Annotated in this window: 20 protein-coding genes; 10 read left to right on the top strand and 10 right to left on the bottom strand. The window is 61.7% G+C overall.

Annotated features, from left to right (window positions below; all coding sequences use genetic code 11):
• Window positions 1-324 precede the first annotated feature (324 nt).
• The 3 genes from greA (at window position 325) to AQS8620_RS09970 (ending at window position 3063) form a co-directional block, all read left to right on the top strand.
• Complete coding sequence (gene greA / locus AQS8620_RS09980; protein ID WP_085836724.1) at window positions 325-795, top strand: transcription elongation factor GreA; 471 nt, start codon at window positions 325-327, stop codon at window positions 793-795.
• 70 nt (window positions 796-865) lie between these two features.
• Window positions 866-1840 (top strand): hypothetical protein, encoded by a 975-nt coding sequence (locus AQS8620_RS09975; RefSeq protein WP_143267501.1) that lies wholly within the window; start codon window positions 866-868, stop codon window positions 1838-1840.
• A gap of 35 nt (window positions 1841-1875) precedes the next feature.
• On the top strand, window positions 1876-3063 hold the full coding sequence (locus AQS8620_RS09970; protein WP_085836721.1) for an AGE family epimerase/isomerase: 1188 nt from the start codon (window positions 1876-1878) through the stop codon (window positions 3061-3063).
• On the opposite strand, the gene AQS8620_RS09965 is transcribed toward AQS8620_RS09970, so the two are convergent.
• The 5 genes from AQS8620_RS09965 to AQS8620_RS09945 all read right to left on the bottom strand — a co-directional run bounded on the left by AQS8620_RS09965 (window position 3051) and on the right by AQS8620_RS09945 (window position 7359).
• Entirely contained in the window at window positions 3051-3743 is a 693-nt protein-coding gene (locus AQS8620_RS09965) for a glycosyltransferase family 2 protein (RefSeq protein WP_085836720.1), read from the bottom strand. The genes AQS8620_RS09970 and AQS8620_RS09965 overlap by 13 nt on opposite strands.
• Window positions 3740-4309, bottom strand: a complete 570-nt coding sequence (locus AQS8620_RS09960; protein ID WP_159453230.1) for a DedA family protein — start codon at window positions 4307-4309, stop codon at window positions 3740-3742. The genes AQS8620_RS09965 and AQS8620_RS09960 overlap by 4 nt, the downstream gene beginning before the upstream one ends.
• Window positions 4306-5442: a glycosyltransferase gene (locus tag AQS8620_RS09955; protein ID WP_085836718.1), complete on the bottom strand. Its 1137-nt coding sequence runs from the start codon at window positions 5440-5442 to the stop codon at window positions 4306-4308. Before AQS8620_RS09955 ends, AQS8620_RS09960 begins: the two co-directional genes overlap by 4 nt.
• Window positions 5442-6338 (bottom strand): UDP-2,3-diacylglucosamine diphosphatase, encoded by an 897-nt coding sequence (locus tag AQS8620_RS09950; protein WP_159453229.1) that lies wholly within the window; start codon window positions 6336-6338, stop codon window positions 5442-5444. Before AQS8620_RS09950 ends, AQS8620_RS09955 begins: the two co-directional genes overlap by 1 nt.
• A gap of 214 nt (window positions 6339-6552) precedes the next feature.
• Window positions 6553-7359 (bottom strand): sugar phosphate isomerase/epimerase family protein, encoded by an 807-nt coding sequence (locus tag AQS8620_RS09945; RefSeq protein WP_085836716.1) that lies wholly within the window; start codon window positions 7357-7359, stop codon window positions 6553-6555.
• Window positions 7360-7640: 281 nt separating this feature from the next.
• On the opposite strand from AQS8620_RS09945, the gene AQS8620_RS09940 reads away from it, so the two are divergent.
• From AQS8620_RS09940 to AQS8620_RS09910, 7 genes are all read left to right on the top strand, one after another.
• Entirely contained in the window at window positions 7641-8645 is a 1005-nt protein-coding gene (locus AQS8620_RS09940; RefSeq protein ID WP_085836715.1) for a Bug family tripartite tricarboxylate transporter substrate binding protein, read from the top strand.
• Window positions 8646-8817: 172 nt separating this feature from the next.
• Window positions 8818-9402, top strand: a complete 585-nt coding sequence (locus AQS8620_RS09935; RefSeq protein ID WP_085836714.1) for a tripartite tricarboxylate transporter TctB family protein — start codon at window positions 8818-8820, stop codon at window positions 9400-9402.
• Window positions 9402-10916 carry a tripartite tricarboxylate transporter permease gene (locus tag AQS8620_RS09930; RefSeq protein ID WP_085836713.1) on the top strand — a complete coding sequence of 505 codons (1515 nt, stop codon included), beginning with the start codon at window positions 9402-9404 and terminating at the stop codon, window positions 10914-10916. Before AQS8620_RS09935 ends, AQS8620_RS09930 begins: the two co-directional genes overlap by 1 nt.
• Window positions 10917-10921: 5 nt before the next feature.
• On the top strand, window positions 10922-11773 hold the full coding sequence (locus AQS8620_RS09925) for a shikimate dehydrogenase family protein (protein ID WP_085836712.1): 852 nt from the start codon (window positions 10922-10924) through the stop codon (window positions 11771-11773).
• Between the two features lie 197 nt (window positions 11774-11970).
• Window positions 11971-12906, top strand: coding sequence for a TAXI family TRAP transporter solute-binding subunit (locus AQS8620_RS09920; protein WP_085836711.1), 936 nt, complete (start codon window positions 11971-11973; stop codon window positions 12904-12906).
• Between the two features lie 69 nt (window positions 12907-12975).
• Window positions 12976-14913 carry a TRAP transporter permease gene (locus tag AQS8620_RS09915; protein ID WP_085836710.1) on the top strand — a complete coding sequence of 646 codons (1938 nt, stop codon included), beginning with the start codon at window positions 12976-12978 and terminating at the stop codon, window positions 14911-14913.
• 176 nt (window positions 14914-15089) lie between these two features.
• Window positions 15090-15293, top strand: a complete 204-nt coding sequence (locus AQS8620_RS09910) for a DUF1127 domain-containing protein (protein ID WP_159453228.1) — start codon at window positions 15090-15092, stop codon at window positions 15291-15293.
• 77 nt (window positions 15294-15370) lie between these two features.
• On the opposite strand, the gene AQS8620_RS09905 is transcribed toward AQS8620_RS09910, so the two are convergent.
• The 5 genes from AQS8620_RS09905 to AQS8620_RS09885 form a co-directional block, all read right to left on the bottom strand.
• Entirely contained in the window at window positions 15371-17257 is a 1887-nt protein-coding gene (locus AQS8620_RS09905) for a bifunctional sugar phosphate isomerase/epimerase/4-hydroxyphenylpyruvate dioxygenase family protein (RefSeq protein WP_085836892.1), read from the bottom strand.
• 141 nt (window positions 17258-17398) lie between these two features.
• A complete protein-coding gene (locus tag AQS8620_RS09900) occupies window positions 17399-18364 on the bottom strand; it encodes a LysR family transcriptional regulator (RefSeq protein WP_085836708.1) in 966 nt (321 codons plus the stop codon).
• Between the two features lie 64 nt (window positions 18365-18428).
• A complete protein-coding gene (locus tag AQS8620_RS09895) occupies window positions 18429-19082 on the bottom strand; it encodes a nucleoside/nucleotide kinase family protein (protein WP_085836707.1) in 654 nt (217 codons plus the stop codon).
• Complete coding sequence (locus AQS8620_RS09890) at window positions 19079-19858, bottom strand: ATP-binding cassette domain-containing protein (protein WP_085836706.1); 780 nt, start codon at window positions 19856-19858, stop codon at window positions 19079-19081. Before AQS8620_RS09890 ends, AQS8620_RS09895 begins: the two co-directional genes overlap by 4 nt.
• Complete coding sequence (locus AQS8620_RS09885; protein WP_085836705.1) at window positions 19855-20937, bottom strand: ABC transporter permease; 1083 nt, start codon at window positions 20935-20937, stop codon at window positions 19855-19857. Before AQS8620_RS09885 ends, AQS8620_RS09890 begins: the two co-directional genes overlap by 4 nt.
• Between the last annotated feature and the right edge of the window lie 66 nt (window positions 20938-21003).

The raw sequence follows: 21003 nt of genomic DNA, 5'->3' as shown, positions 1-21003 counted from the left end.
ATTCCTGTAGCTTATCGCTCTTGCCTCGTGCATAGCTGCATTGGAGGGTAACGGTCAATTTAAGCCGTAAAATTTCCTTCCGTCACAAGCCGTTTCACAGGGTTTGGGGCAATTTCGCGCAGCTTGCCACTGCATTTGCTCCAATCCCCGCTCGCTGGGCTGTGCCGCCACGGACCTTGCGCGCTGAATCTCTTGCAATCCCCTCCCGATTTGGGTCAGGTGGTGCGACGAAAGCGCCTTGCTGGGCCCCCGCGCGGGACCCTGCGGGGTATCTGTGTATCCAACGCGTCCAAAGAGATGCGCAAACAGCGTGAACTGAGTGCTATGGAAAAGATCCTGATGACACGCGCGGGCCACACCGCGCTGAGCAGCGAGCTGAAACAGCTCAAGTCCAAGGACCGGCCGGAAATCATCCGCGCCATTGCCGAGGCCCGCGAGCATGGCGATTTGTCCGAAAACGCCGAATACCATTCCGCGCGTGAAAAGCAGAGCTTTATCGAGGGGCGGATCAAGGAACTTGAGGGGGTTTTGTCCCTCACAGAAGTCATTGATCCCAAAACCCTTTCCGGCTCGATCAAGTTTTCCGCGACCGTCACCATCGTCGATGAAGACACCGATGAGGAAAAGACCTATCAAATCGTCGGGCAATATGAGGCCAATATTGAAAAGGGTCTTTTGAACATCAAATCGCCCATCGCTCGCGCCCTGATCGGCAAGGAAGAAGGCGATAGTATCGAGGTTTCGACCCCCGGTGGCGTGAAAGGCTATGAAATCCTGAAAGTGGCGTATATCTGACGCCAAACGCCCGATTTGGGGCAGCACAGGGACGCGTGAAGTGACCGAAGCCAAAAGCGAAACCGTCGACATGGGCGTTTACCGCCGCCCCGAAGAACAGCCCCGCATCACCTCGACCGAGCTGATCGCGGCGGTGCTGTCGCTTCTGTGGCTGCTGTTCACCGTGGCCTATTTCCTGATCGCCAGCCCCGCCGAGGGGGGCGATGGCTTTGAGTCTATCCGCTTTGTGATGATCTTGATCGCCATTTTCATGCCCATCGGGATGATTTGGGTCGGCGCGATGTCGATGCGCGCGGCGACCATCATGCGCGAGGAAGCAACGCGGTTGGACGCGGCTATTTCCGCCCTGCGCACAAGCTATCTGCAATCCAAACAGGGCGGCGCGAACCATTCGGTCGAGAAAAAACTCGAAGAAATCGCCGCGGCCCAGCGCAAGACCGAGACAACCTTGGCGATGTTCACATCGATCCGCCCCACCTCGATGGCGGATGACAAACTTGCCATCGCCGCGCCGGTTTTGACCGAGGATCAGGGCAGTCTCGCCCTTGGCACCCCCGCCGAGGCGCTGTCGACGCCGCTATCCGTGGCCGATTTTGTCAAAGCGTTGAACTTCCCCGAGACGGCCGAGGACAAAGAGGGGTTTCGCGCCCTGCGCCGTGCGCTTTCGGATCGCTCCGTCAGCCAGTTGATCCAGGCCGCGCAAGACGTTCTGACCTTGCTCAGCCAGGACGGTATCTACATGGACGACCTCAAACCGGACCGTGCCAAACCCGACGTGTGGCGCAAATTTGCACAGGGCGAGCGCGGCAAGGCCGTCGCCCCCTTGGGGGGGGTGCGCGACCGCTCGTCTCTGGCGCTCACCGCAGGGCGTATGCGCCAGGATGCGATTTTCCGCGACGCGGTGCACCATTTCCTGCGCAAATTTGACAAAACCTTTGCCGAGTTCGAAAAAACCGCCTCCGATAGCGAGATCGCCGAGCTGGCCGATACCCGCACCGCGCGCGGTTTCATGTTGCTGGGGCGTGTGACGGGCACTTTCGACTGACCGCCCCCTTTTCCCTCAGGATATCGTCTCAGGCCATGACCCAACCCGACCTCTCCCAAAGCCGCTATCGCGGCGCATGGCTTGCGACCGAGGCGCAGCGCTTGCTGGATTTTCACGCCGGATCGCTTGCCCCCGAAGGCGGGTTTGCCGTGCTCGACCGCCAAGGCCGCCCGCTGCCCGCCAGCCCGCGCGCGCTGCATGAAACCTGCCGGATGGTGCATTCCTACGCCATTGCCGCGCCGCTCGGCCATTTGATGACCTCGCAAGTCGTCGATCACGGCCTGACCTATCTGCTTGAGAGCCATTTTGACGCGCAAAACGGCGGCTTCATCTGGTCGCTGGACGCAAACGGCCCCCTCGACACCCAAAAACAGGCCTATGGCCATGCCTTTGTCCTGCTGGCCGCGAGTTCTGCAGGCAGGCTTGGCCACCCCAAAGCCGCCGTGCTGCGCGACCATGCGCTGGCGGCTCTTGAGGATCATTTTCGCGACGACACCGGACTGGTGGCCGATACCTTCGCCGCCGATTGGTCTGCCGCTCTCCCCTATCGCGGCATGAATGCGAATATGCATCTGACCGAGGCGCTGCTTGCCGCCTATGCCACCTGGGGGCAGCAGGCGGTGTTGGACTGGGCCCTGCACATCGCGACGTTCTTCATCGACAGGCAGGCCCGCGCCGCAAACTGGGTCGTGCCCGAACATTTCCACACAGATTGGACCGTTGATCGCAGTTTTGACGGCGATGCGATGTTTCGCCCCTCAGGCACCACCCCCGGCCATGCGATCGAATGGGCCCGCCTTCTGGTCGAGTTGCACAGCGCCCATCCGACGCCGCCCGAATGGCTCATCCCCGCCGCCCAAGCGCTGTTCGAGCGCGCAATGCGCGAAGCTTGGCTGGCGACAGGCGGGCTTGCCTACACGTTGGACTGGGACGGCAGCGTATCGCGCGACTGGCGGTTCTGGTGGCCCTGCGCCGAGGCCATCGGCGCGGCCTACCGCCTTGGACAAGTCACGGGCAAAGCACAGTTTTTCGAGGCCTACGAGCGGGTTTGGGCCTTTGCAGACACCACGTTGATCGACCATGAAAACGGCGGGTGGTTTCACGAAGTGGACGCGGCAGGCGTGCCGAAGGAAACCGTTTTCGCCGGAAAGCCGGACATTTACCACGCGCTGCAGGCCTGTTTGATCCCGCTGGAAGCCGAGCTTATCCCTCAGATCACCTGACGGCGCATCTGGACGATCTGGCGCAGCAACTCGATCGGCGAGGCGCTGGAAAACAAATCGCCCATCATCCGCAGATCGGCTTTTACCCCCGCCCAAACGCCGAATTTCGCGGATTTGAGCGGGCTGTCGACCGCATCCCAGCGCACCACAGCGATGCGCGCGCGATGTGCAACGCAGCGCCGGTTCAGCCAGACCTCAAAGCCAAAGCGCGGCAAAGCGGCAAGTTCGTCCAGCCCGTCTTCCAGCAAGGCGCGGCGCATCATCCGTTCACCCGAAATATAGTCCAGTCCGATCCAGTGCCACGGGCGCGGCGCATTGCGGCGCAGGCTGATCGACATATCCGCACGCCCCGCGCGCACCGGCGCAATCAAGCGCTCCAGATCATCGGCGGCCAAGCCGCTCAGATCCGCGTCGATGAACAAAAGGCTGTCACCGCGCGCGCGCGCAATGCCCGCCGCCAAGGCACGGGTCTTGCCGCCGTTTTGCCCCATACGGTGAACCACTACGCCCGCAATCGCTTGGGCCACTGCCACCGTATCATCGCTTGAGCCGTCATCGACCACGATGATCTCGTCGATCAACGGCTGCGCCAGCAACGCCTCCAGCACCGCCCGCAGACGGGGCCCCTCGTTATAGGCAGGAACGATGCAGGAGACCTGCACAGGCTGAGAAACGGTCATGTTTTACACCGGTGTTTGAGGAACATGCGCAGCAAGAGGGCAAGGCAGATGGCAAAGCCGACCAGCGTGGCGACGAAAACCAGATGGGCAAGCCCCTGATCCGTGCGCCCGAACACATAGCCCAAGGCCAACAGAGCGGCCGTTTTGGGGAGCGTGCCGAGAAGGTTGAAAAAGAGGAACGATCCGAATGGCATCCGCGCCGCGCCCGCAGCGACAAGGGCCGCAAACCCCAAACTATGGGTAATCTTGGCCACGAATAGCGTCCGCCCGCCTTTCTGCGCGAAATGGGCGACCATCGGCGCGATCTGGTCGGGGGTTGCATGACAGCGACGCTGCCAGCGTTCGGGCAAAATCCGCAGGCCCGACCGCCCCAGCGCATAGTGAAGCGCATCTCCGGTCAGATCGCCCGCGACCAGCACCCCAAACGCCCAACCAAGCGGCAGCAATTCCTGACGGGCCAGAAACCCTGCCAGAACCGTCACGATCGGCCCCTCGAGCACCGAAAGCGGAAACAGCAACGACAGCCCGTAGGTCTGCACAAGGTTATAAAGGTCCGCGCTGGTCATGAGAGGTCCTTTGCGCGCTGAGGGCCTGCGCCCATGGCGTTGCCGCGCCATTCAAAACTGCGTCCCGCGTAGCCGGCGCCCCAGATCGCGGGCAACAACAGGTCGCGCGCCACCCAGGCCACGCGGTCTTTGGGACCACAGGGCCATCCGGCCACGGCCGCCAGCGCCCATTCGCTGCCGTACCACACAAGGATGAACAAAACCGCCAGAACGAGCGGGGCCTGCCCCCCGAGGACAAGCGCCAGGAGCGCGAGAAACGGCACAAGCGCCATGGACAGAAGTTCCGCCCCATAGAGCGCCGCAAACCCGTCGCGGCGCACTTTGGCCCAGCGCACTTGCCGCTGCCAGACCGCCGCAAAGCTGCGCGGCCCCAGGGGCTGGGCAAAAGGCTGCGCCAGGACGCGCACCCGCAACCCCGCGCTGCGCACCACTTTGGTGGAGGCGACATCTTCTGCAAGATTATGCGACAAGGCCGCAAGACCGCCACGCGCATCAAGGAAATCTTTGCGCCACATCAACACCTTGCCCTGCGCGTATCCCATGCCAAAGCTGTCGGCGGCCAACTGCCAGCGATCCTGATAGGTATTGAGACAGGCCGCCTCAAGCCTTGCGCCGAAATCGGGCGCACGGATAGCGACCGGCGGGGAGGTCACAAGGCCGACCTGCGCGCCGCCCGCCTGCCAGGTCGCGCTTAGAATTTGCAAATAGTCCTGTGGTAACAAGACATTGCTGTCGATCATCACCACATGGTCCTGCGTTGCCGCATGCCAGCCTTTGTGAAGATTGTTCAGTTTGGGGTTGCCGCTGATCTGGGTCTCGCCGATCAGCACCCGCGCCACATCGGCGTGGCGCGCCACAACCCGCCGCACCGTTGGCAGCGCGGGATCGCTGGCGCTGGCAAGGCAAAAGATCACCTCGCTCGGGGCGCGCAGACCGGCAAAGCTGGTTTCAAGCGTTTCCTCCATCAAGGGATCGTCGCCACAGACCGGACGCAGGATGCTCAGGGGCAAAGGCGCGGCCACTGGTGGCGCAGGGCGCTTTCGAAACCGCACCGCCACGACAGCGCAGGTCACCACATGCACCAGCAAGGCTGCCAGCGCGAACAGGCCCAAAATGATCCAAAGCAAGCCCATCAGATTGCGAGCGCGTGCTCGCCCTCCTCGGCAGCAACGTCAAACCGCCGCGACGGATGCGGAGCTTGCGGGCTACCGATCAGGCGCAACCGGCCGTCCGCGCCTTCGACCATCGCCGTATTCGACCCGACCCAGTCGCCGCAATTGGCATAGGTCACGCCCTCGATATCGCGCAGGCTCGCTTGGTGGAAATGTCCACAAATGACCCCGTCATACCCGCCTGCGCGCGCCAGATCGCTCAACCGTTCCTCGAAACGGTCATGCTTTCGGATCATGGCGTTGGTGGCCGAAATCGTACGCTCGATCCCGTCCCAGTCCCGCCAGTCCAAGCGCCGGGTCACCGCTTTTTGCAGGGCATCAAGGCTGCGCACACCGGTTTCGATCATGGCCCCGAGGCGCGACAAAATCGGGGCGCGGCGCGAAAACACGTCGCAGCAATCGCCATGCACCACAAGATATTGCGCCCCGTCAGCCGCGCGATGCACCGCGTCCAGACGCACTTCGATGCCCTCGTACATCCGTCCAGCGTATTGGCGGAAAAACGCATCATGATTGCCTGGCACATAAATCACCCGCGCCCCCTGGGCAGGCAACGCAAGCAGATGATGCAGCACATCGTGATGCTCCTGCGTCCAGTTTTGCGCCAGCGGGTGCCAGTTATCGACGATATCCCCGACCAGATAGACCGTATCGGCGGTATTCTGGCGCAAGAATGCCAGAATCAGATCGGGGCGGGCCGATTTTGCGCCCAGATGGAGGTCGGACAAAAACAGGCTGCGGTGATGCGTCGCTTCGGGAGAAATCCGCGCCCCGCGCACCGCATCCGGCAGCCTTGCAGCACCAGCGGGCGTTGGCGCGGTGGGGGGGACGGTCGGGAACCCGGCTGGGGAGCGCAAGAAACTGTCTGATGTCCGAAAGGTCATATCAGTCTTGGATCGGGGGCCCGAAAAAGTCGTCATTGCTCCGCCTCATGCGCGTATTGCTGTCTGTCTTTGGATATGGCGCGCCCGTGCCGCGTTCACATCTCATTTTGATTACAATTTTGTGATATTCGCGCCAGCACGGTTCTCCACGCTGGGGATCGGGCATTTTATGCTAGAAATCAGCGTGTTAAACGCCGCTCAAAAGACGCTGCGTTGCAGAATATACGAGGTCCAGCACGGCTTGCGGGCCGTTTTTTGCGTAAAACGATCCCATCGGCACCTCGACGCCAACCGGGATATCGGCGCGCATCCCAGCCAGAAGCGTGGGCAGATCAATCGCCCCCTGCCCCGCAGGAAGGCGATCCTCACGCGCGGTGTGCAGCAACTCCTGGGTGTTGTAGGGCGGGTGCACAGGGGCATCGCACAGATGCACAAAAGGCAGTCGCTCGGGCGGGATCTGCGCAAGGTCGGCGAGCGTCGATCCGGAGCGGTCGAAATGCAAACTATCGACCAACACACCCGTGTCCGGACCTGCCGCCTGCACCACACGCCACGCGCTTGCAAGGTCGGGCACCACCGTCCAGGGGAAGAATTCCAACACGGTGACGATCCCGAAGGTCTTAGACAGCGCGCTGAGCGCCCCCAAATTCTGCGCGAGTCGCGACAAATCCTCGTCATAGGGTGCCGCAATAAGGTGTCGGGCACCAAGGGCCGCGCCGCTGTCCAGAATCGGGCGCAAGGCCTGCACGTCGAAATCCGGCGTAATTTTCACGAATTCGATATCGGGCACCACCAATCCGGTGTCGCGCAACGCCGCTTGGGTTTCGCGCAGGGCGACGCTGCCCAGCGGCACGGGATAGGCCGCGCTCGTGTCGGTCACCTGCAGCAACCGCAGGCCCACCCCGCCGAAACCGGCACGCGCGGCGGCCTCGATGAACGGCACAGGCGCAAGGTCCAGCGCGGTCAGATGGGCGACGGAAATCAAACGGCTCATGGGGGGGCTCCTGTGCTGGGCTGCGCCGCGCAGCTGTGAGGTTGTGCGGGACGCCAAATTTTGGTGAACGGTCACCCTTTGACGCGGCGGGGTCAAATACCTTACAGGTCATAGGGGTAACCTCGGGTTAAGCCCCCACCCCGCCGCGCGCCAAGTATTAACATCATGTTCACAGGTGTCCTCGCAATGTATTTGACGTTATCCGCGACTTCGGGAATCCTATTTTACGACGGAACGCAGTCATCGGGACTGCGCCGCATCCAATCTCTGGGAGGAGAGACATGAAACACCTTATTCTCGGTGCTGTTTCGGCACTTGCACTTGGCGTCACCGGTGCAGTTGCCCAAGATTACCCCACCAAAGAAATCCAAGGCATCATCCAATGGGGTGCCGGCGGTTCGACCGATACCGTGATGCGTTCGGTCACCCCCCACGCCGAAGAGGCGCTTGGCGGCACCATCGTGATGCAAAACGTCACCGGCGGCGTGGGCGCAATCGCGCTGAACCAGGTCGCAAACGGCGATGCCGATGGCTACACTTTGATGATGGGCGCGGAAAACCCGCTGCTCTACAAGGTCATGGGCCTTGGTGACAAAGACTACAACGACTTCACCCCCATCAACATTCTGGCGCGCGGCACGCCGATCCTCGTGGCTGGCCCCGATGCCCCCTTCGACGATTACGCCGGCATGATGCAGTTCATCGCCGACAATCCGGGCGATCTGCGCTTTGGCTCGACCGGCCCCGGCGGTCTGCCCTCGGTCGTGACGGCGATGATCGAATCCGTCGAGGGTGACCTCGATGTGATCTTTGTGCCCTACGACGGTGACGGCCCCGCGCTGACCGCTCTGCAAGGTGGCGCAATCGACGTTATGCCCGCCGTGCTTGGCGCTGCCGTGGAAGGCATCCGTGCCGGCACGATGAAACCGCTGGCCGTCTTTGACAACACCGCCTCCTCGGCGCTGCCGGATGTTCCCACGATCTCTTCCGCCCAGCCCGACTATGAGTCGCTGCTGCCTTGGGGTCCGTTCTTTGGCGTTTTCGTCAAAAAGGGCACGCCGGATGACGTTGTTGCCAAGCTGTCGGACGCCTACGCCACCGGCGCAGAAGCCGAAGACTTCAAAGCCCTGATGGACGGTCGTGGGTTCACCATGATGAACATCTCCGGCGATGAGGCCTCCGACTTCCTGACCAAATGGCAGGAAACCACTGCCTGGCTGATGCAGGACGCAGGTCTGACCAAGACCTCGCCCGAAGAGTTCGGCATCGCACGTCCGGGTGAATAAGCCCTCGCGCTTTCCCTGACGACAGTTTTGTCCGGCACGCGCACCCGTGTCGGACATCCAGAACCGGCGCCGCTCTTTTCCTCGACAGAAGGGCGGCGTTTGTCGTTTCAGAGGCAGGCCTGCCGTTGCGGGCGGCCCCTCTACCCCCTTTCCGGCCCATAAGGGACAGATCATGACCTCCACACCTACTGCCAGCCAAACCGCAAGCGAGGCGCCCGACGTGGCAGCCGTCGCCCCTGCCGCTCCCCGCCCACAGATGAAACGCAAGCCCGGCGAGGCCGTCTTTGCGCTGCTCGTCGCGCTTGCGAGCGCTGGTCTGATGTGGAGCGCCTATGATATTTCCGGCTTTGAAAGCCTCTCTGCGCCGGGCACCGTGCCGATGGTCACCGCCTTTGCGATGTTCGTGGCGGCGGTGATCACCGCTGCGCAGACCCTGCGCCTGCCCGCGATGGGGGGCAGCTTCCTGCGCGAAGTCCTGCCGCTGAACGTCGTTTTGATGGCGCTTTTGTTGCTGGCCTACGGTTTTGCCCTCAAGCCGCTCGGTTTTTTGCCCACATCGGCAATTTTCCTGATCGCCGCGATCAAGCTGCTCGCCAAGCGCAGCTGGGGCTTTACCGTCCTGGTGTCCCTTGCCAGCCTCATCGGCATCTATTTCGTGTTTCGCGTGGTGTTCACGGTGTTGATGCCTGCGGGCATCGTCCCCGAGGGCGAAATGATCCAATTCTTCCGTAATCTTTTGTCGAAGGGCCAATCGTGATGGAAATGCTCTCTGCCTTCTTCATGGTCTTCACCCATCCCCAGCTGTTGATGCTGGTGGGCCTGGGTACCTTGGCGGGCGTCTACGTCGGCGCCATTCCCGGCCTCTCGGTCACGATGGCTGTGTCGATCCTGATCTCCTTTACCTTTTCGTGGGATGTCCATCCGGCCATCGCGCTGATGATCGGGATTTACATGGGCGGCGTCTACGGCGGCTCGCGCACGGCGATCCTGCTCAACATTCCCGGCGCGCCCTCGGCGATTGCCACCGCGATGGACGGCTACCCGATGGCCAAACGCGGCGAGGCGGGCACGGCCATTGGCGTCACCACCGTCATGTCGTTCTTTGGCGGATTTATCGGCATCGGCGTGCTGGCACTGGCCGCGCCCTTCGTGTCGGATTTCGCGCTCGGGTTCCAGCCGCGCGACTACATGCTGCTGGCGATCCTGGGCATTTTGCTGGTCGGCTCCCTCTCGGGCGGCAGCCTTGTCAAAGGCATCTTCGCCGGTGCATTCGGCATCGCGCTTGGCGCTGTGGGCATGGACCCGCTGACCTTCACCGAACGCTTTACCTTCGACCTACCGGTCATGCGCTCGGGTATTTCCTTTATCGCCGTGATGATCGGGATGTTCGGGGTGTCCGAAGCGCTGGCGCAATTGCACCACGTCGATACCGTTGCCGTGAAACAGAAAATCAGCCGCATCGTGCCCTCCTTTGGCACCATCCGCAAACATCTGCCGCTCAGCCTTCAGACCTCGACCATCGGGGTGATCATCGGTGCCTTGCCGGGCACGGGCGGTGATATCGCCGCGCTCATGGCCTATGACCATGCCAAACGCGTCACCCGCAATCCCGAGCGTGAATTCGGCGATGGCGCCATCGAGGGCCTCGTGGCCCCTGAAACCGCGAACAACGCCGCCGTTGGCGGGGCCTTCATCCCGATGATGACCTTGGGCATTCCCGGGGATGCGGTGACCGCGATCATGATCGGCGCGCTGTTCATCCATGGCCTCAACCCCGGCCCGATGCTGATGGTCGACCAACCCGATATGTTCTGGTTTATCGTTGGCTCGCTGGTGGTTGCGAACTTCTTCATGCTGATCTTCGGCCTCACCGGCATCAAGATCTTTACCAAGATCGTGGAAATGCCGCGTGCGGTGCTGATCCCGCTGATCCTGCTGTTGTCCATTGTCGGGGCCTATGCGGTGAACAACTCGATCACCGATGTCTACTGGATGCTCGGCTTTGGCGTTCTTGGCTATTTCATGCGCTACTACGGCTATCCGCTTGGCCCTGTGATCCTTGGCGTGATCCTGTCGCGCCTGCTGGATGATAACTGGCGGCGTGCGATCATTTCGGCCAAGGGCGACTTCGGCCTGTTCATGCAGGGTATCGTCACCAGCCCGCTGTCGCTTGTGCTGTTCATTGCGGTGATCTTCATCTTTGTGAACCAGACGCCGCTCTGGCCGATGATCAAACGCCGCGTCTTTGGCCGTGGCAAAGCGGCGGAGTGACGTCCATGTCTGACACCGCTCCTGACCTTCACCTTGGCCTGATCGGCGATAATATCGCCCGCTCTCGCTCGCCGCTGTTGCATCGGCTGGCGGGGGCGCAGAACGGGATGGACGTGGTCTATGACCGCCTGATCCCCGCCACCCTCAAAACGGATTTCGAGGCGACATTTGCCAATTGCGCGCGCCACGGCTTTCGCGGCATCAATGTCACCTATCCCTACAAGGAACGCGCGGCCCGACTGGTCGAGATCGACGATCCGCTCGTGCGCGCCATCGGTGCGGTGAACACGGTGATTTTCGACACCGATGGCCCGAAAGGCCATAACACCGACTACTCCGGGTTTGTCGCCGCCTACCAAAGCCTGCGCGGTGAGGCCCTCCCGGGGCCCACGCTGATGATCGGCACGGGCGGCGTCGGGCGGGCCGTGGCCTTTGGCCTGATCGCGCTGGGGGTGGAGCGTCTTCACCTTGTGGATCGCGACCGTCAGAAAGCCGAAAGCCTTGCCCAGGATCTGCGCGATGCCGCCCCTGCGGTACAGGTTACGGTGTTTGACGACGCAAGCGCCGCGGCCCAAGAGGCGCAGGGCCTGATCAATTGCACGCCGGTTGGCATGGTTGGCCTCGAAGGCACCCCCTTGCCGCGCGCTGCCATGCGCGGGGCCCATTGGGCCTTTGATGCGGTCTATACCCCTGTGGATACACAATTCCTGCAAGACGCCGAGGCCGAGGGCCTGCAAGTCATTTCCGGCTGGCAGCTCTTTTTCTTTCAAGGTGTCCATGCGTGGAAACTCTTCGCTGCCCGCCCCCTGAACGAGGCACAGCTGATGGCGGATCTTTTGGCGGATAAAGACGCCTAGTCAAAGACCTACACATGACATCCCTGCCCTGCACGCCCCGTCGCGCGCAGGGTTTTTTATGGCTCCCGGCGCCGGTGACAAATCGTCACCTATAGCGCAAGATTATGAGTTCACGACAAATCTAATTGGCAGGCATGACCCGGTGACTCCACCCTAAGTGCCGGAGAGAATGCTTATCGCAAGTCTGGGAGGGCTTCATGATCAAATCAACACTCATGGCAGGTGCCATGTCGATGCTTCTTGCGTCCACGCTGGCAACAGGGGCAATGGCGCAGGATCGCGTGTCCATCGGTACCGGCGGCACGGGCGGCGTATTCTACGCGGTCGGCGCAGGGATGGCCGATATCCTGAGCCGCAACCTTGAGGGTGTCAGCGCCAATGCCGAAGTGACCGGCGCATCGGTGGAAAACGTGCGCCGCGTGTCGAACGGCGAGATGACGATGGGGTTCTCCTCGGCCTCGACCCTCTATGAAGGCAAAGAAGGCACAGGGACCTTCGAGGGCGACGCCCAAAACGTTGCCGCCATCGCCTATCTCTATCCTGCCACGCTGCAAATCGCTGTTTCCGCTGCAAAAGCCTTGGACGATGTGGCCGATATCGGTGATCTCAAAGTGTCTGTCGGCCCGCCGGGATCGAACGCCTCGGTGATTTCCGAGCGGTTGCTGACCTCGGTGGATGCGTTCAACCTGGGCAGAATCTCGTTCCTGTCCTATGGCGAAGCCACGGGCGCGATCCAGAACGGCCAATTGGACGGCACCTTTGTGCTGGCGGGGGTGCCTGCCGCAGCGCTGATCGAACTAAGCACCACCAAAGACGTCAAGCTGGTGCCGGTCACGCGCGCGCAGGCCGACGCAGTGATTGCCGACTACCCGTTTTATGAATTCAACGAAATTCCCGCAGGGGTCTATGCAGGCAACGATGACACCATCGGCGCTTTGGGCGATCCGGCGATCCTGTTTACAGCCGCAGATGCCGACCCCGAACTGGTCTACAGCATCACCAAGACGCTGTTTGACAACCTCGAGGCCCTCGGCGCGGTTCACCCCGCCGCCAAAAGCATGACCCTTGCGGGGGCGACGGCGACACCGATTGCCCTGCACGAAGGCGCGCAGCGCTACTTCGACGAACAGTAAGTCGGCTTCCCCCCCTATAAGCAGGCCGGCGTTCACGCGCCGGTCTGTTGCCTTTTGCGGAGCATTCCCATGAGCGAATTCTGGACCATCCTGCCGCAAGGCACCCTGTCGCGCGCCGAACATCGCGCTGCGACGCTGGCCTTGGCGCTGCTGTCGTTTCTTGCCACCGCCCTTGTCATCAACTCGGCGTGGTATGGCAATGTCACCGCGCTGATCCTGCGCTCGACCTTCTTTTCCTTGCTGGTTTCGGCGGGGCTTGTTGCGGTCGCCACGAAACGCACCAGCGTCTTGTGGCGCGGCGCGCTGTACCTGCTGGCGCTCGCTGTGCTGATCCCCGGTCCTTACCTTTGGACCAACTACATGAACATCATCCGCTCGGGCGGAATCGCCAACGAGACAGATATGGCGCTGTTCATCGTGTCGGCGCTCGCGACGCTGGTTCTGGTGCGCTACCTGATCGGCTGGGTCATGGTGGGCCTTGGCATCCTTGCGCTTGCCTATGCGTTTTTCGGGGATCTGATCCCGGGAACCTACGGCCATGCGGGCTATTCGCTGGGGCGCGTCACCTCGAACCTGTTCTTGCGCACCGAGGGCCTGTTTGGCCTGCCGATGGGGGTGGCGGCGCAGTATATCGTGCTGTTTTCCCTGCTTGGAACGCTGTTGTTGCGCACGGGACTGGGGCAGGTCTTTGTCGACCTCGCCCATTCCCTGACCGGTCGCATTCAGGGCGGTCCGGCCCTGACGGCGGTGATTTCCTCGACCATGTTTTCCTCGATCAACGGCTCTGCGGTGGCCGGCGTTGTGACCACGGGCACCTTCACCATCCCGCTGATGAAGCGCACAGGCTATCGCCCCAAAGTGGCGGGCGCGATTGAAGCGGCGGCCTCGTCGGCGGGGCAGATCATGCCGCCCGTGATGGGAGCTGCGGCCTTCTTGATGGCCGAGCTGACGCAGACGCCCTATGCCACGATTGCGGCGGCGGCGCTGATCCCTGCCCTGCTCTATGTGTTTGCCCTGTTGGTCGGCGTGCGCGAAGAGGCGGGAAAATACGACCTCGGGCGCGGTGATGATGGCGAGATCCCCAAGCTGCGCGAAGTGCTGTTCAAACGCGGCCATCTGTTGCTGCCGCTTCTGGCGTTGATCGTCTTTCTCGCCATCGGCTACACGCCCGCTGCGGCGGCTGTGCTGTGCCTGATTGCCACGCTAATCGTCGCCACCGCCACCAAAGCAACCCGCATCGGCCCCGTTGCCATCCTCGAAGTGATGATGAACACGGTGAAAAACGTCTTGCCCGTGGTCGCCGCCGTGGCCGTCGCGGGCATGTTGATCGGGGTTCTGACGCTCACGGGCATGGCGCTTAAACTCAGCTCGTTGATCCTCGACTTTGGCGGCGACAACCTGTTTTTGGTGCTGATCCTCACGATGGTTGCAAGCTTCGTCTTGGGGCTCGGGATGCCGACCTCCGCCGCCTATCTCCTGCTTGCGATCCTCATCGCCCCCGCGCTGGAAAGCTTCGGGCTGCCGGTCATCGCGGCGCATATGTTCATCTTTTACTACGGGTTGCTGTCGGCCATCACGCCCCCTGTCGCCCTTGCGGCCTATGCGGGGGCCTCCATCGCGGGGGCCGAGCCGAATGAAACAGCCGTTGAGGCAATGCGGCTCGGGTTTGTGAAGGTGGTCGCCCCCTTCCTCTTTGTCTATGCGCCGCAATTGCTGCTGATCGGCACGCCGCTGACAATCACGCTTGCAACGGTTGCGGCCTTTACCGGCGTCTTTGCTGCGGGGACGGCGATGACAGGCTGGTTCGTGCGCCACCTCAGCTGGGCGCATCGCATCGGGCTGTTTTGCGCCGCAGCGCTGACGACTCTGGCTCTGGTTTGGCCTGTGGGCAGTGCTGCCAGCCTCATCGTCGAGGCCGCCGGACTGGTTTTGACGGCGGTCATTTGCTGGATCAACGCCCGCAGCGGGCGCGCGCAGGTCCAAGAGACTTCGCGACAGGACGGCTAACCCTTTCGAATCCATTCGGTTTTTCGCAAACCACGCCCCTGCCTGCCCGCCTTGCAAAACCAGCATGGCGGGCATGTTCTTTTGGCATTGGCGTTCTTAAACCGCCTAACTTATGTGCGGATTCAGAACACGATTGACCGCGCAATCAGCGCAAAATGAACAAAGGCATCCTAACCATGGCGACCCTCACCTCCTCCGCCGTTTCCACCCCTGTTGCAAACAGCGCTTTTGCCGGCCTCAAGCGCGTGGCACAAAAAGCCATCCGTGCGCTCCAAGCCGAAAAAACCATCCGCATGCTCAACGCGATGTCCGATCACGAATTGAACGACATCGGCCTGAGCCGCGGGGCGATCAGCAGCGTTGTGCGCGGCACCCGCTAAGGCCAGATTTCGCCATCAAAAGGGCCGCCCCAGCATTGGCTGGTGGCGGCCCTTTTTTATGTTCCGGCTCTGGTAAATCAGCGTGACGGCATGCCCTTGGCGCGCATGTGGCGCTTCTGGCTGGCGATCCGGAAGGGCGCGTTGGGCGCGCCGTAGCCATTGTACCCTGCGCAACGCTGGATAATTTCAAAAAAAAGACCACCGGCCTGCGGGCGGCTGTAAACCTGGAAAAACTGCCCCTGCGCATCCTCGTCATACAGGATATCGAGCGCCTGCATTTTTTCGATCAATTCGGGCGCAAGACCAAAGCGCGCCGCAAGATCGTCGTAGTAGTTTTGCGGCATATCGAGCGGTTTGAACCCGCGCGCCACGATCCCCTCCATCGTCGCGAAAATATCACCGGTCTCGAAGGCGATATGCTGGACCGAAGAACCAAAGCTATCGGCCAGAAAATGCCCCGCAAAGGTACGGTGGGTTTCAGCCCCGTTCAGCGTGAGGCGCAGCGCACCATCGGGGGTTTCGACCGCCTGACTGCGCACCAGCCCGTCAGGGTCGATCACATCGACCATCGGACTTTTGCCCATCTCAAACAACGAGGTGTAAAACAGCGACCAGCTGAGCATTTCATCGTAGCTCATGGTTTCGGCAACGTGATCGACACGCGTCAGGCCTGCGCCGGTGGTGTCGGTGTCGAGATGGTCGAATTCCACATCCCACACACGGTCCAAACCGCTGGTTTCATCCAGAAAATGCATCACCGAACTGCCGACGGAGCGGATTGCGGGGATCACCAATTCCCCCGGCCCGACCTCCTGCGCAAAGGGAACAGCCCCCAAGGCCTGCGCGCGGGTGACCGTAGCGGCGGCGTTATCCACCCGCAGGCCGATATCACAAACGCCGGTGCCATGCGTGGCGTAGGACGCATGGGCAAAGCCCGCTTCCTCGGTGTTGATCACGATGTTGATCGCCCCTTGCCGCCACAATGCCACCCGTTTGGATTTATGCTGTCCGGCGTGGGAAAACCCCAGTTGCGTCAGGGTGGTCGCAAGCTTGTCAGCCTCCGCGCCGTGGCTGGCGAATTCGATAAATTCGACACCGTCGATTTTGGTGGGGGCGGGCAGCGCGGGCTGACCCAGAACGGTGGTCGGTTCGGCGCGCTGCACCTGATCCGTCAGGTTGATAAGCGAGCGATACCCATCGCGCGCCAAGCCGCGCGGACTGCCGCCCCGAAACTGGTCGTTGAAAATCTCAAGGCTCATCGGGCCGGAGTAGCCCGTCGCGGCCACAGCGCGCATGAAATCCACCACCGGCAGGTCGCCCTCGCCGGGCATGGAGCGGAAATGGCGCGACCAATAGAGGTAATCCATTTCGATCAGCGGCGCATCGGCGAGCTGGAGAAAGAAGATCTTGTCCCCCGGAATGGCGTGGATCGAATTGCTGTCGATGCCGCGCGAGAGCGAGTGGAAACTGTCGAGACACAGGCCGATATTGGGGTGATCGGCGCGGCGCACGGTTTCCCAGGCATCACGGTGATCCCAGACATATTTCCCCCAGGCCAGCGCCTCATAGGCGACCTTGATGCCGCGCGGTGCGGCCATCTCGCCAAGTTCGCGGTAATCGTCGGCAGCGCGGTCGATGCCGCCCAGAGCCTTGGGGTGCAGCGTCGAGCAGAACAGGATCGTATCGGTGCCAAGCTGGTCCATCACGTCGAATTTGCGCGCGGCGCGATCAAAGGCACGCTGGCGCAGATCGCCGGTCAGACCTTCGAAATCGCGAAACGGCTGGAACAGGGTGATCTCGAGCCCGTGGTCGCGGATCATATTGCCAATCTCGCGCGGGCTGCCAATGTCTGCGACGAAATCCTGTTCGAAAATCTCGATCCCGTCAAAACCTGCGGCTGCAATCGCTTCCAGCTTTTCGCGCAGGTTGCCCGAAATGGAGACGGTGGCAATCGAGGTTTTCAACGGCGAGGTTTTGATCAGCGAAGATGGCGCAGGGCGGGTCATGGCACGTCTCTTTTTTTGGGGGTCAGAGCGATTGTGACAGAATAGCGCAGGCTTTGGGTTAACGGCAAATACATCTTCACCACCCCAGATAACATGACGTTAAGACGAGGACTCGATCTGCCCCCCCGATTTGGACCTGCTGGTCGGGGCATCGTCCCATGCCGTGCGCTCGGTGGCTTTGGTCAGTTCGCGGCGGAACTGTTCGATGGCGAATTCCGCAAAGGACGACATCTGCCGCCCCTTTTTCGTCACCACATAGGCGGTGATCTCGCCCCCTTCGACCAAGGCGCGGCGCGCAACGCCGGGCATATAGACTTCGGCGACGGAAAATTCGTCGATCAAGGCCACCCCCAACCCGTGACGCACAAGGCTGACCACGGATTGGGCAAAGCGGCCACGCATCGAATAGGGCACATCAAGGCCCGCGTTGGTGAAAGGCGCCGCCAGAATGCGGCCATAGGGGTCTTTGGGATCGACGCCGACGATGGGATAATTCACCAAATCCTGCACCGACACCACGGGCTGCGCGGCCAGCGGGTGATCGTCAGGCATGATCGCCACAACGCGCCCGACGGCCAATTCGGCACTCTCGAGGGCGGCGTTATTGGTGAGCGACGACATGACCACGAACTCGCCCTTTTCAAGCAACAGATAGTCTACCATCTCCTCGATCTTGAGGATGTTGAGGTCGATCGCCAGGTCGGGAAAGCGGGTGCGGATACCACGGATCGAGCGCGCGGCAATGAATTGCGCAATCGAGGGCGCGCAGGCAAAGGCAACGCCGACGTCCTCGCCTTTGCGCAGGGCAGCGACGCTTTCGTTGAGGTTTTCGACCTGTCGGTAAACCTGATGCACCATTTCGAAAATCGCACGCGCTTCCTCGGCGGGAACGAACAGACCCGCTTTGCGCTCGAACAGACGCAGGCCAAGGCTGTCTTCGAGGTGGCGGATAAGACGCGAAATGCCGGGGGAGGACACGTTGAGCAGGTCGGCTGCACCTTTGATCGTGCCCGCCAGCATCACGGCGCGCAGCACTTCGATCTGGCGAAGGGTCAGCTCTTTCATTTTGGGTCCCGTTTTTTGCCTGCGCCGCAACTTGCCCGATTTTTACAGGCTTGGCGAGGGGCGATCAAACGGGCATGCGCAGGGTGATATCGGCTTCCAAAGGAGCGGCGCGCACCCGTGCGGCATTGGGCAAGTCGTTGGATTCGGCCCGTTGCAGCGCCGCCTCCGCCGAAAGCCCGTGATCCAGCCAGCGTTGCACCAGCCGCGCGCGCAGCACGCGTTCAGGCACATCAAGGCAGATCGACAAGTCCCATAGCGACGCCAGTTCGCGCCAGTTCTCGTCGTCAAACAACAGGTAATTGCCCTCGAAAATCGCGATTTCCGTATCGGCGCTGATCACATCCGCCCCGTTCAGCGACAGGTCGCGCGCGCGGTCAAACAGCGGGATAAAGACCTCCGGGTCGGTGCCAATGGCGCGCACCAGTCGGGCAAACCCGCCCGCATCAAAGGTTTCGGGGGCGCCCTTGCGCGCCAAAAGCCCGCGGGCCTCAAGGAGGGCATTGTCGAGGTGAAAACCGTCCATCGGCACGACTTTGGCACGCCGCCCCTGCGCGTTCAGGCGTTCACACAGCACGTCGGCCAGCGTGGATTTCCCGCTGGCCGGCGCTCCGGCAATCGCGATGCGATACCGGATCATTTCAGAGGGTCCCGCGCGCAGACCGCTGCCCGAAAAGCGGGGAGGAAGGGCAGCGATCCGCGCAACGAGACTGTCGATCATGCCGCTTCAACTGCCCCCTCGGGAAGTTTCGCGCCGGTCATAAAGGCCACCGCATCGGACATGGAATACTCTTTGGGATCGATCACGCACAGACGCTTGCCCAGACGATGGATGTGGATTTTATCCGCCACCTCAAAGACATGGGGCATGTTGTGCGAGATCAGGATGATCGGAATGCCGCGCGAGCGCACATCCAGAATGAGTTCCAGCACGCGCCGGCTTTCCTTCACCCCAAGCGCCGCTGTCGGCTCGTCGAGGATGATGACCTTGGACCCGAAGGCCGCAGCGCGCGCAACGGCGACACCCTGACGCTGCCCCCCCGAAAGGGTTTCGACCGGCTGGTCGATGTTCTGGATGGTCATCAGGCCAAGTTCGGACAGCTTTTCGCGGGCAATCTCGCGCATTTTGGCGTGATCAAGTGCCCGAAAGACCGACCCTGCGATCCCTTCTTTGCGGATTTCGCGCCCCATGAACATGTTGTCCACGATCGACAAGGCAGGCGACAGCGCAAGCGTCTGGTAGACGGTCGCAATGCCCGCATCCTGGGCCTCAAGCGGGGAGGAAAAGCTGATCGGCTTGCCTTCCAACTCGATGGTGCCCGCGTCGATCGAAACCGCGCCGCTGATCGCCTTGATCAGGGAGGACTTGCCTGCCCCGTTGTCACCGATCACCGCCACGATTTCACCGGGCATGAGGTCGAAGTCACAGTGATCAAGGGCCGTCACTTTGCCGTAGCGTTTTACCAGACCACGGGCTTTGATTACGGGTTGTGTCATGCCGAAACCTTTCTAATCCATTGGTCGATGGCAACTGCGAAGATGATGAGCCAGCCGATGGCAAAGACCTGCCAGAGCACGTCCACCCCGGCGAGGCGCAGACCGGACTGGAAGACCCCCACGATCAGCGCGCCAAACAGAGCGCCCATGATCGAGCCGCGCCCGCCAAAGAGCGAGATGCCCCCGATAACCACTGCGGTGATCGACTGCAGGTTGCCCTCGTAGAAGGCTTGCGGCGAGATCGAGCCCACGCGGCCGATCGAGGCCCAGGCGGCAATCGCACAGACAAAACCGGACAGCGCGTAGACGGAAAGCAACGTGCGGTCGGTGCGGATACCGGCAAGTTCTGCCGAGTCCTTGTCGTCGCCGATAGCATAGACGTGGCGGCCCCAGGCGGTTTTGTTCAGCATATACCATAGCACCGCAAAAACAGCGACCATCAGGATCGAGCCGTAGGTGATGCGCGCGCCGCCCAAGGCGATGTTATTGCCAAAGAATTTCAGGATCGAGGCATTGGCGTCAATGTCTTGCGAGCGGATGGATTGCGCGCCCGACAGCCAGAGGTTCAGCGCGTAAAAGATCGACCATGTGCCCAGCGTCGTGATGAAGGGCGGCAATTTCACGCGCGTGACCAGAAGGCCGTTCATCAGGCCCGCCGCCGTACCGCCAACGAATGAGGCCAGCAAGCCAAGCACGGGCGGCACACCCATGTAGACCGACAGATTGCCCGCGATGACGGCCATCAGCACCATGATCGCGGCGACGGACAGGTCGATGCCTGCGGTCAGAACGATCAGCGATTGCGCCGCTGCCAGAATGCCGATGATCGACACCTGCTGGATGATCAAAGACAGGTTGAAGGCGGAGAAAAACTTGCCCCCCGCAATCAGACCGAACACGGCAACGGCCCCGATCAGCACGATCACGGGCACAAGCGTGGGATTGCTGTGCAGCGCGTGCTGAAGACGGTCGACGAACCCGCGACTTTCGTGTTCGAAAGAGGCGACGGTTTTGTCGGAGGCGTCCAGTGTTTGTTCAAATTCCTGACCCTTGCGGGTCGGTTGGGTTGTATCGCTCATGAGGCCCCCCATGCTCGTGTCTGAAATAAAGAAGAGAGGCGGACAGAGCCGCCTCCCCTCAAACGG

Source organism: Aquimixticola soesokkakensis (assembly GCF_900172375.1).
GTDB classification, from domain to species: Bacteria; Pseudomonadota; Alphaproteobacteria; order Rhodobacterales; family Rhodobacteraceae; genus Aquimixticola; species Aquimixticola soesokkakensis.
The sequence above is the reverse complement of the archived record's forward strand: the minus strand, read 5'-3'. Positions and strand labels throughout refer to the sequence as shown.

Coding starts and splice junctions, on each gene's coding strand:
- AQS8620_RS09925 (WP_085836712.1), top strand. CDS start 10,922: ATGTCTGACACCGCTCCTGACCTTCACCTTGGCCTGATCGGCGATAAT.
- AQS8620_RS09970 (WP_085836721.1), top strand. CDS start 1,876: ATGACCCAACCCGACCTCTCCCAAAGCCGCTATCGCGGCGCATGGCTT.
- AQS8620_RS09895 (WP_085836707.1), bottom strand. CDS start 19,082: ATGATCGACAGTCTCGTTGCGCGGATCGCTGCCCTTCCTCCCCGCTTT.
- AQS8620_RS09955 (WP_085836718.1), bottom strand. CDS start 5,442: ATGGGCTTGCTTTGGATCATTTTGGGCCTGTTCGCGCTGGCAGCCTTG.
- AQS8620_RS09935 (WP_085836714.1), top strand. CDS start 8,818: ATGACCTCCACACCTACTGCCAGCCAAACCGCAAGCGAGGCGCCCGAC.
- AQS8620_RS09885 (WP_085836705.1), bottom strand. CDS start 20,937: ATGAGCGATACAACCCAACCGACCCGCAAGGGTCAGGAATTTGAACAA.
- AQS8620_RS09910 (WP_159453228.1), top strand. CDS start 15,090: ATGGCGACCCTCACCTCCTCCGCCGTTTCCACCCCTGTTGCAAACAGC.
- greA (WP_085836724.1), top strand. CDS start 325: ATGGAAAAGATCCTGATGACACGCGCGGGCCACACCGCGCTGAGCAGC.
- AQS8620_RS09930 (WP_085836713.1), top strand. CDS start 9,402: ATGGAAATGCTCTCTGCCTTCTTCATGGTCTTCACCCATCCCCAGCTG.
- AQS8620_RS09900 (WP_085836708.1), bottom strand. CDS start 18,364: ATGAAAGAGCTGACCCTTCGCCAGATCGAAGTGCTGCGCGCCGTGATG.
- AQS8620_RS09965 (WP_085836720.1), bottom strand. CDS start 3,743: ATGACCGTTTCTCAGCCTGTGCAGGTCTCCTGCATCGTTCCTGCCTAT.
- AQS8620_RS09940 (WP_085836715.1), top strand. CDS start 7,641: ATGAAACACCTTATTCTCGGTGCTGTTTCGGCACTTGCACTTGGCGTC.
- AQS8620_RS09975 (WP_143267501.1), top strand. CDS start 866: ATGGGCGTTTACCGCCGCCCCGAAGAACAGCCCCGCATCACCTCGACC.
- AQS8620_RS09945 (WP_085836716.1), bottom strand. CDS start 7,359: ATGAGCCGTTTGATTTCCGTCGCCCATCTGACCGCGCTGGACCTTGCG.
- AQS8620_RS09915 (WP_085836710.1), top strand. CDS start 12,976: ATGAGCGAATTCTGGACCATCCTGCCGCAAGGCACCCTGTCGCGCGCC.
- AQS8620_RS09890 (WP_085836706.1), bottom strand. CDS start 19,858: ATGACACAACCCGTAATCAAAGCCCGTGGTCTGGTAAAACGCTACGGC.
- AQS8620_RS09920 (WP_085836711.1), top strand. CDS start 11,971: ATGATCAAATCAACACTCATGGCAGGTGCCATGTCGATGCTTCTTGCG.
- AQS8620_RS09960 (WP_159453230.1), bottom strand. CDS start 4,309: ATGACCAGCGCGGACCTTTATAACCTTGTGCAGACCTACGGGCTGTCG.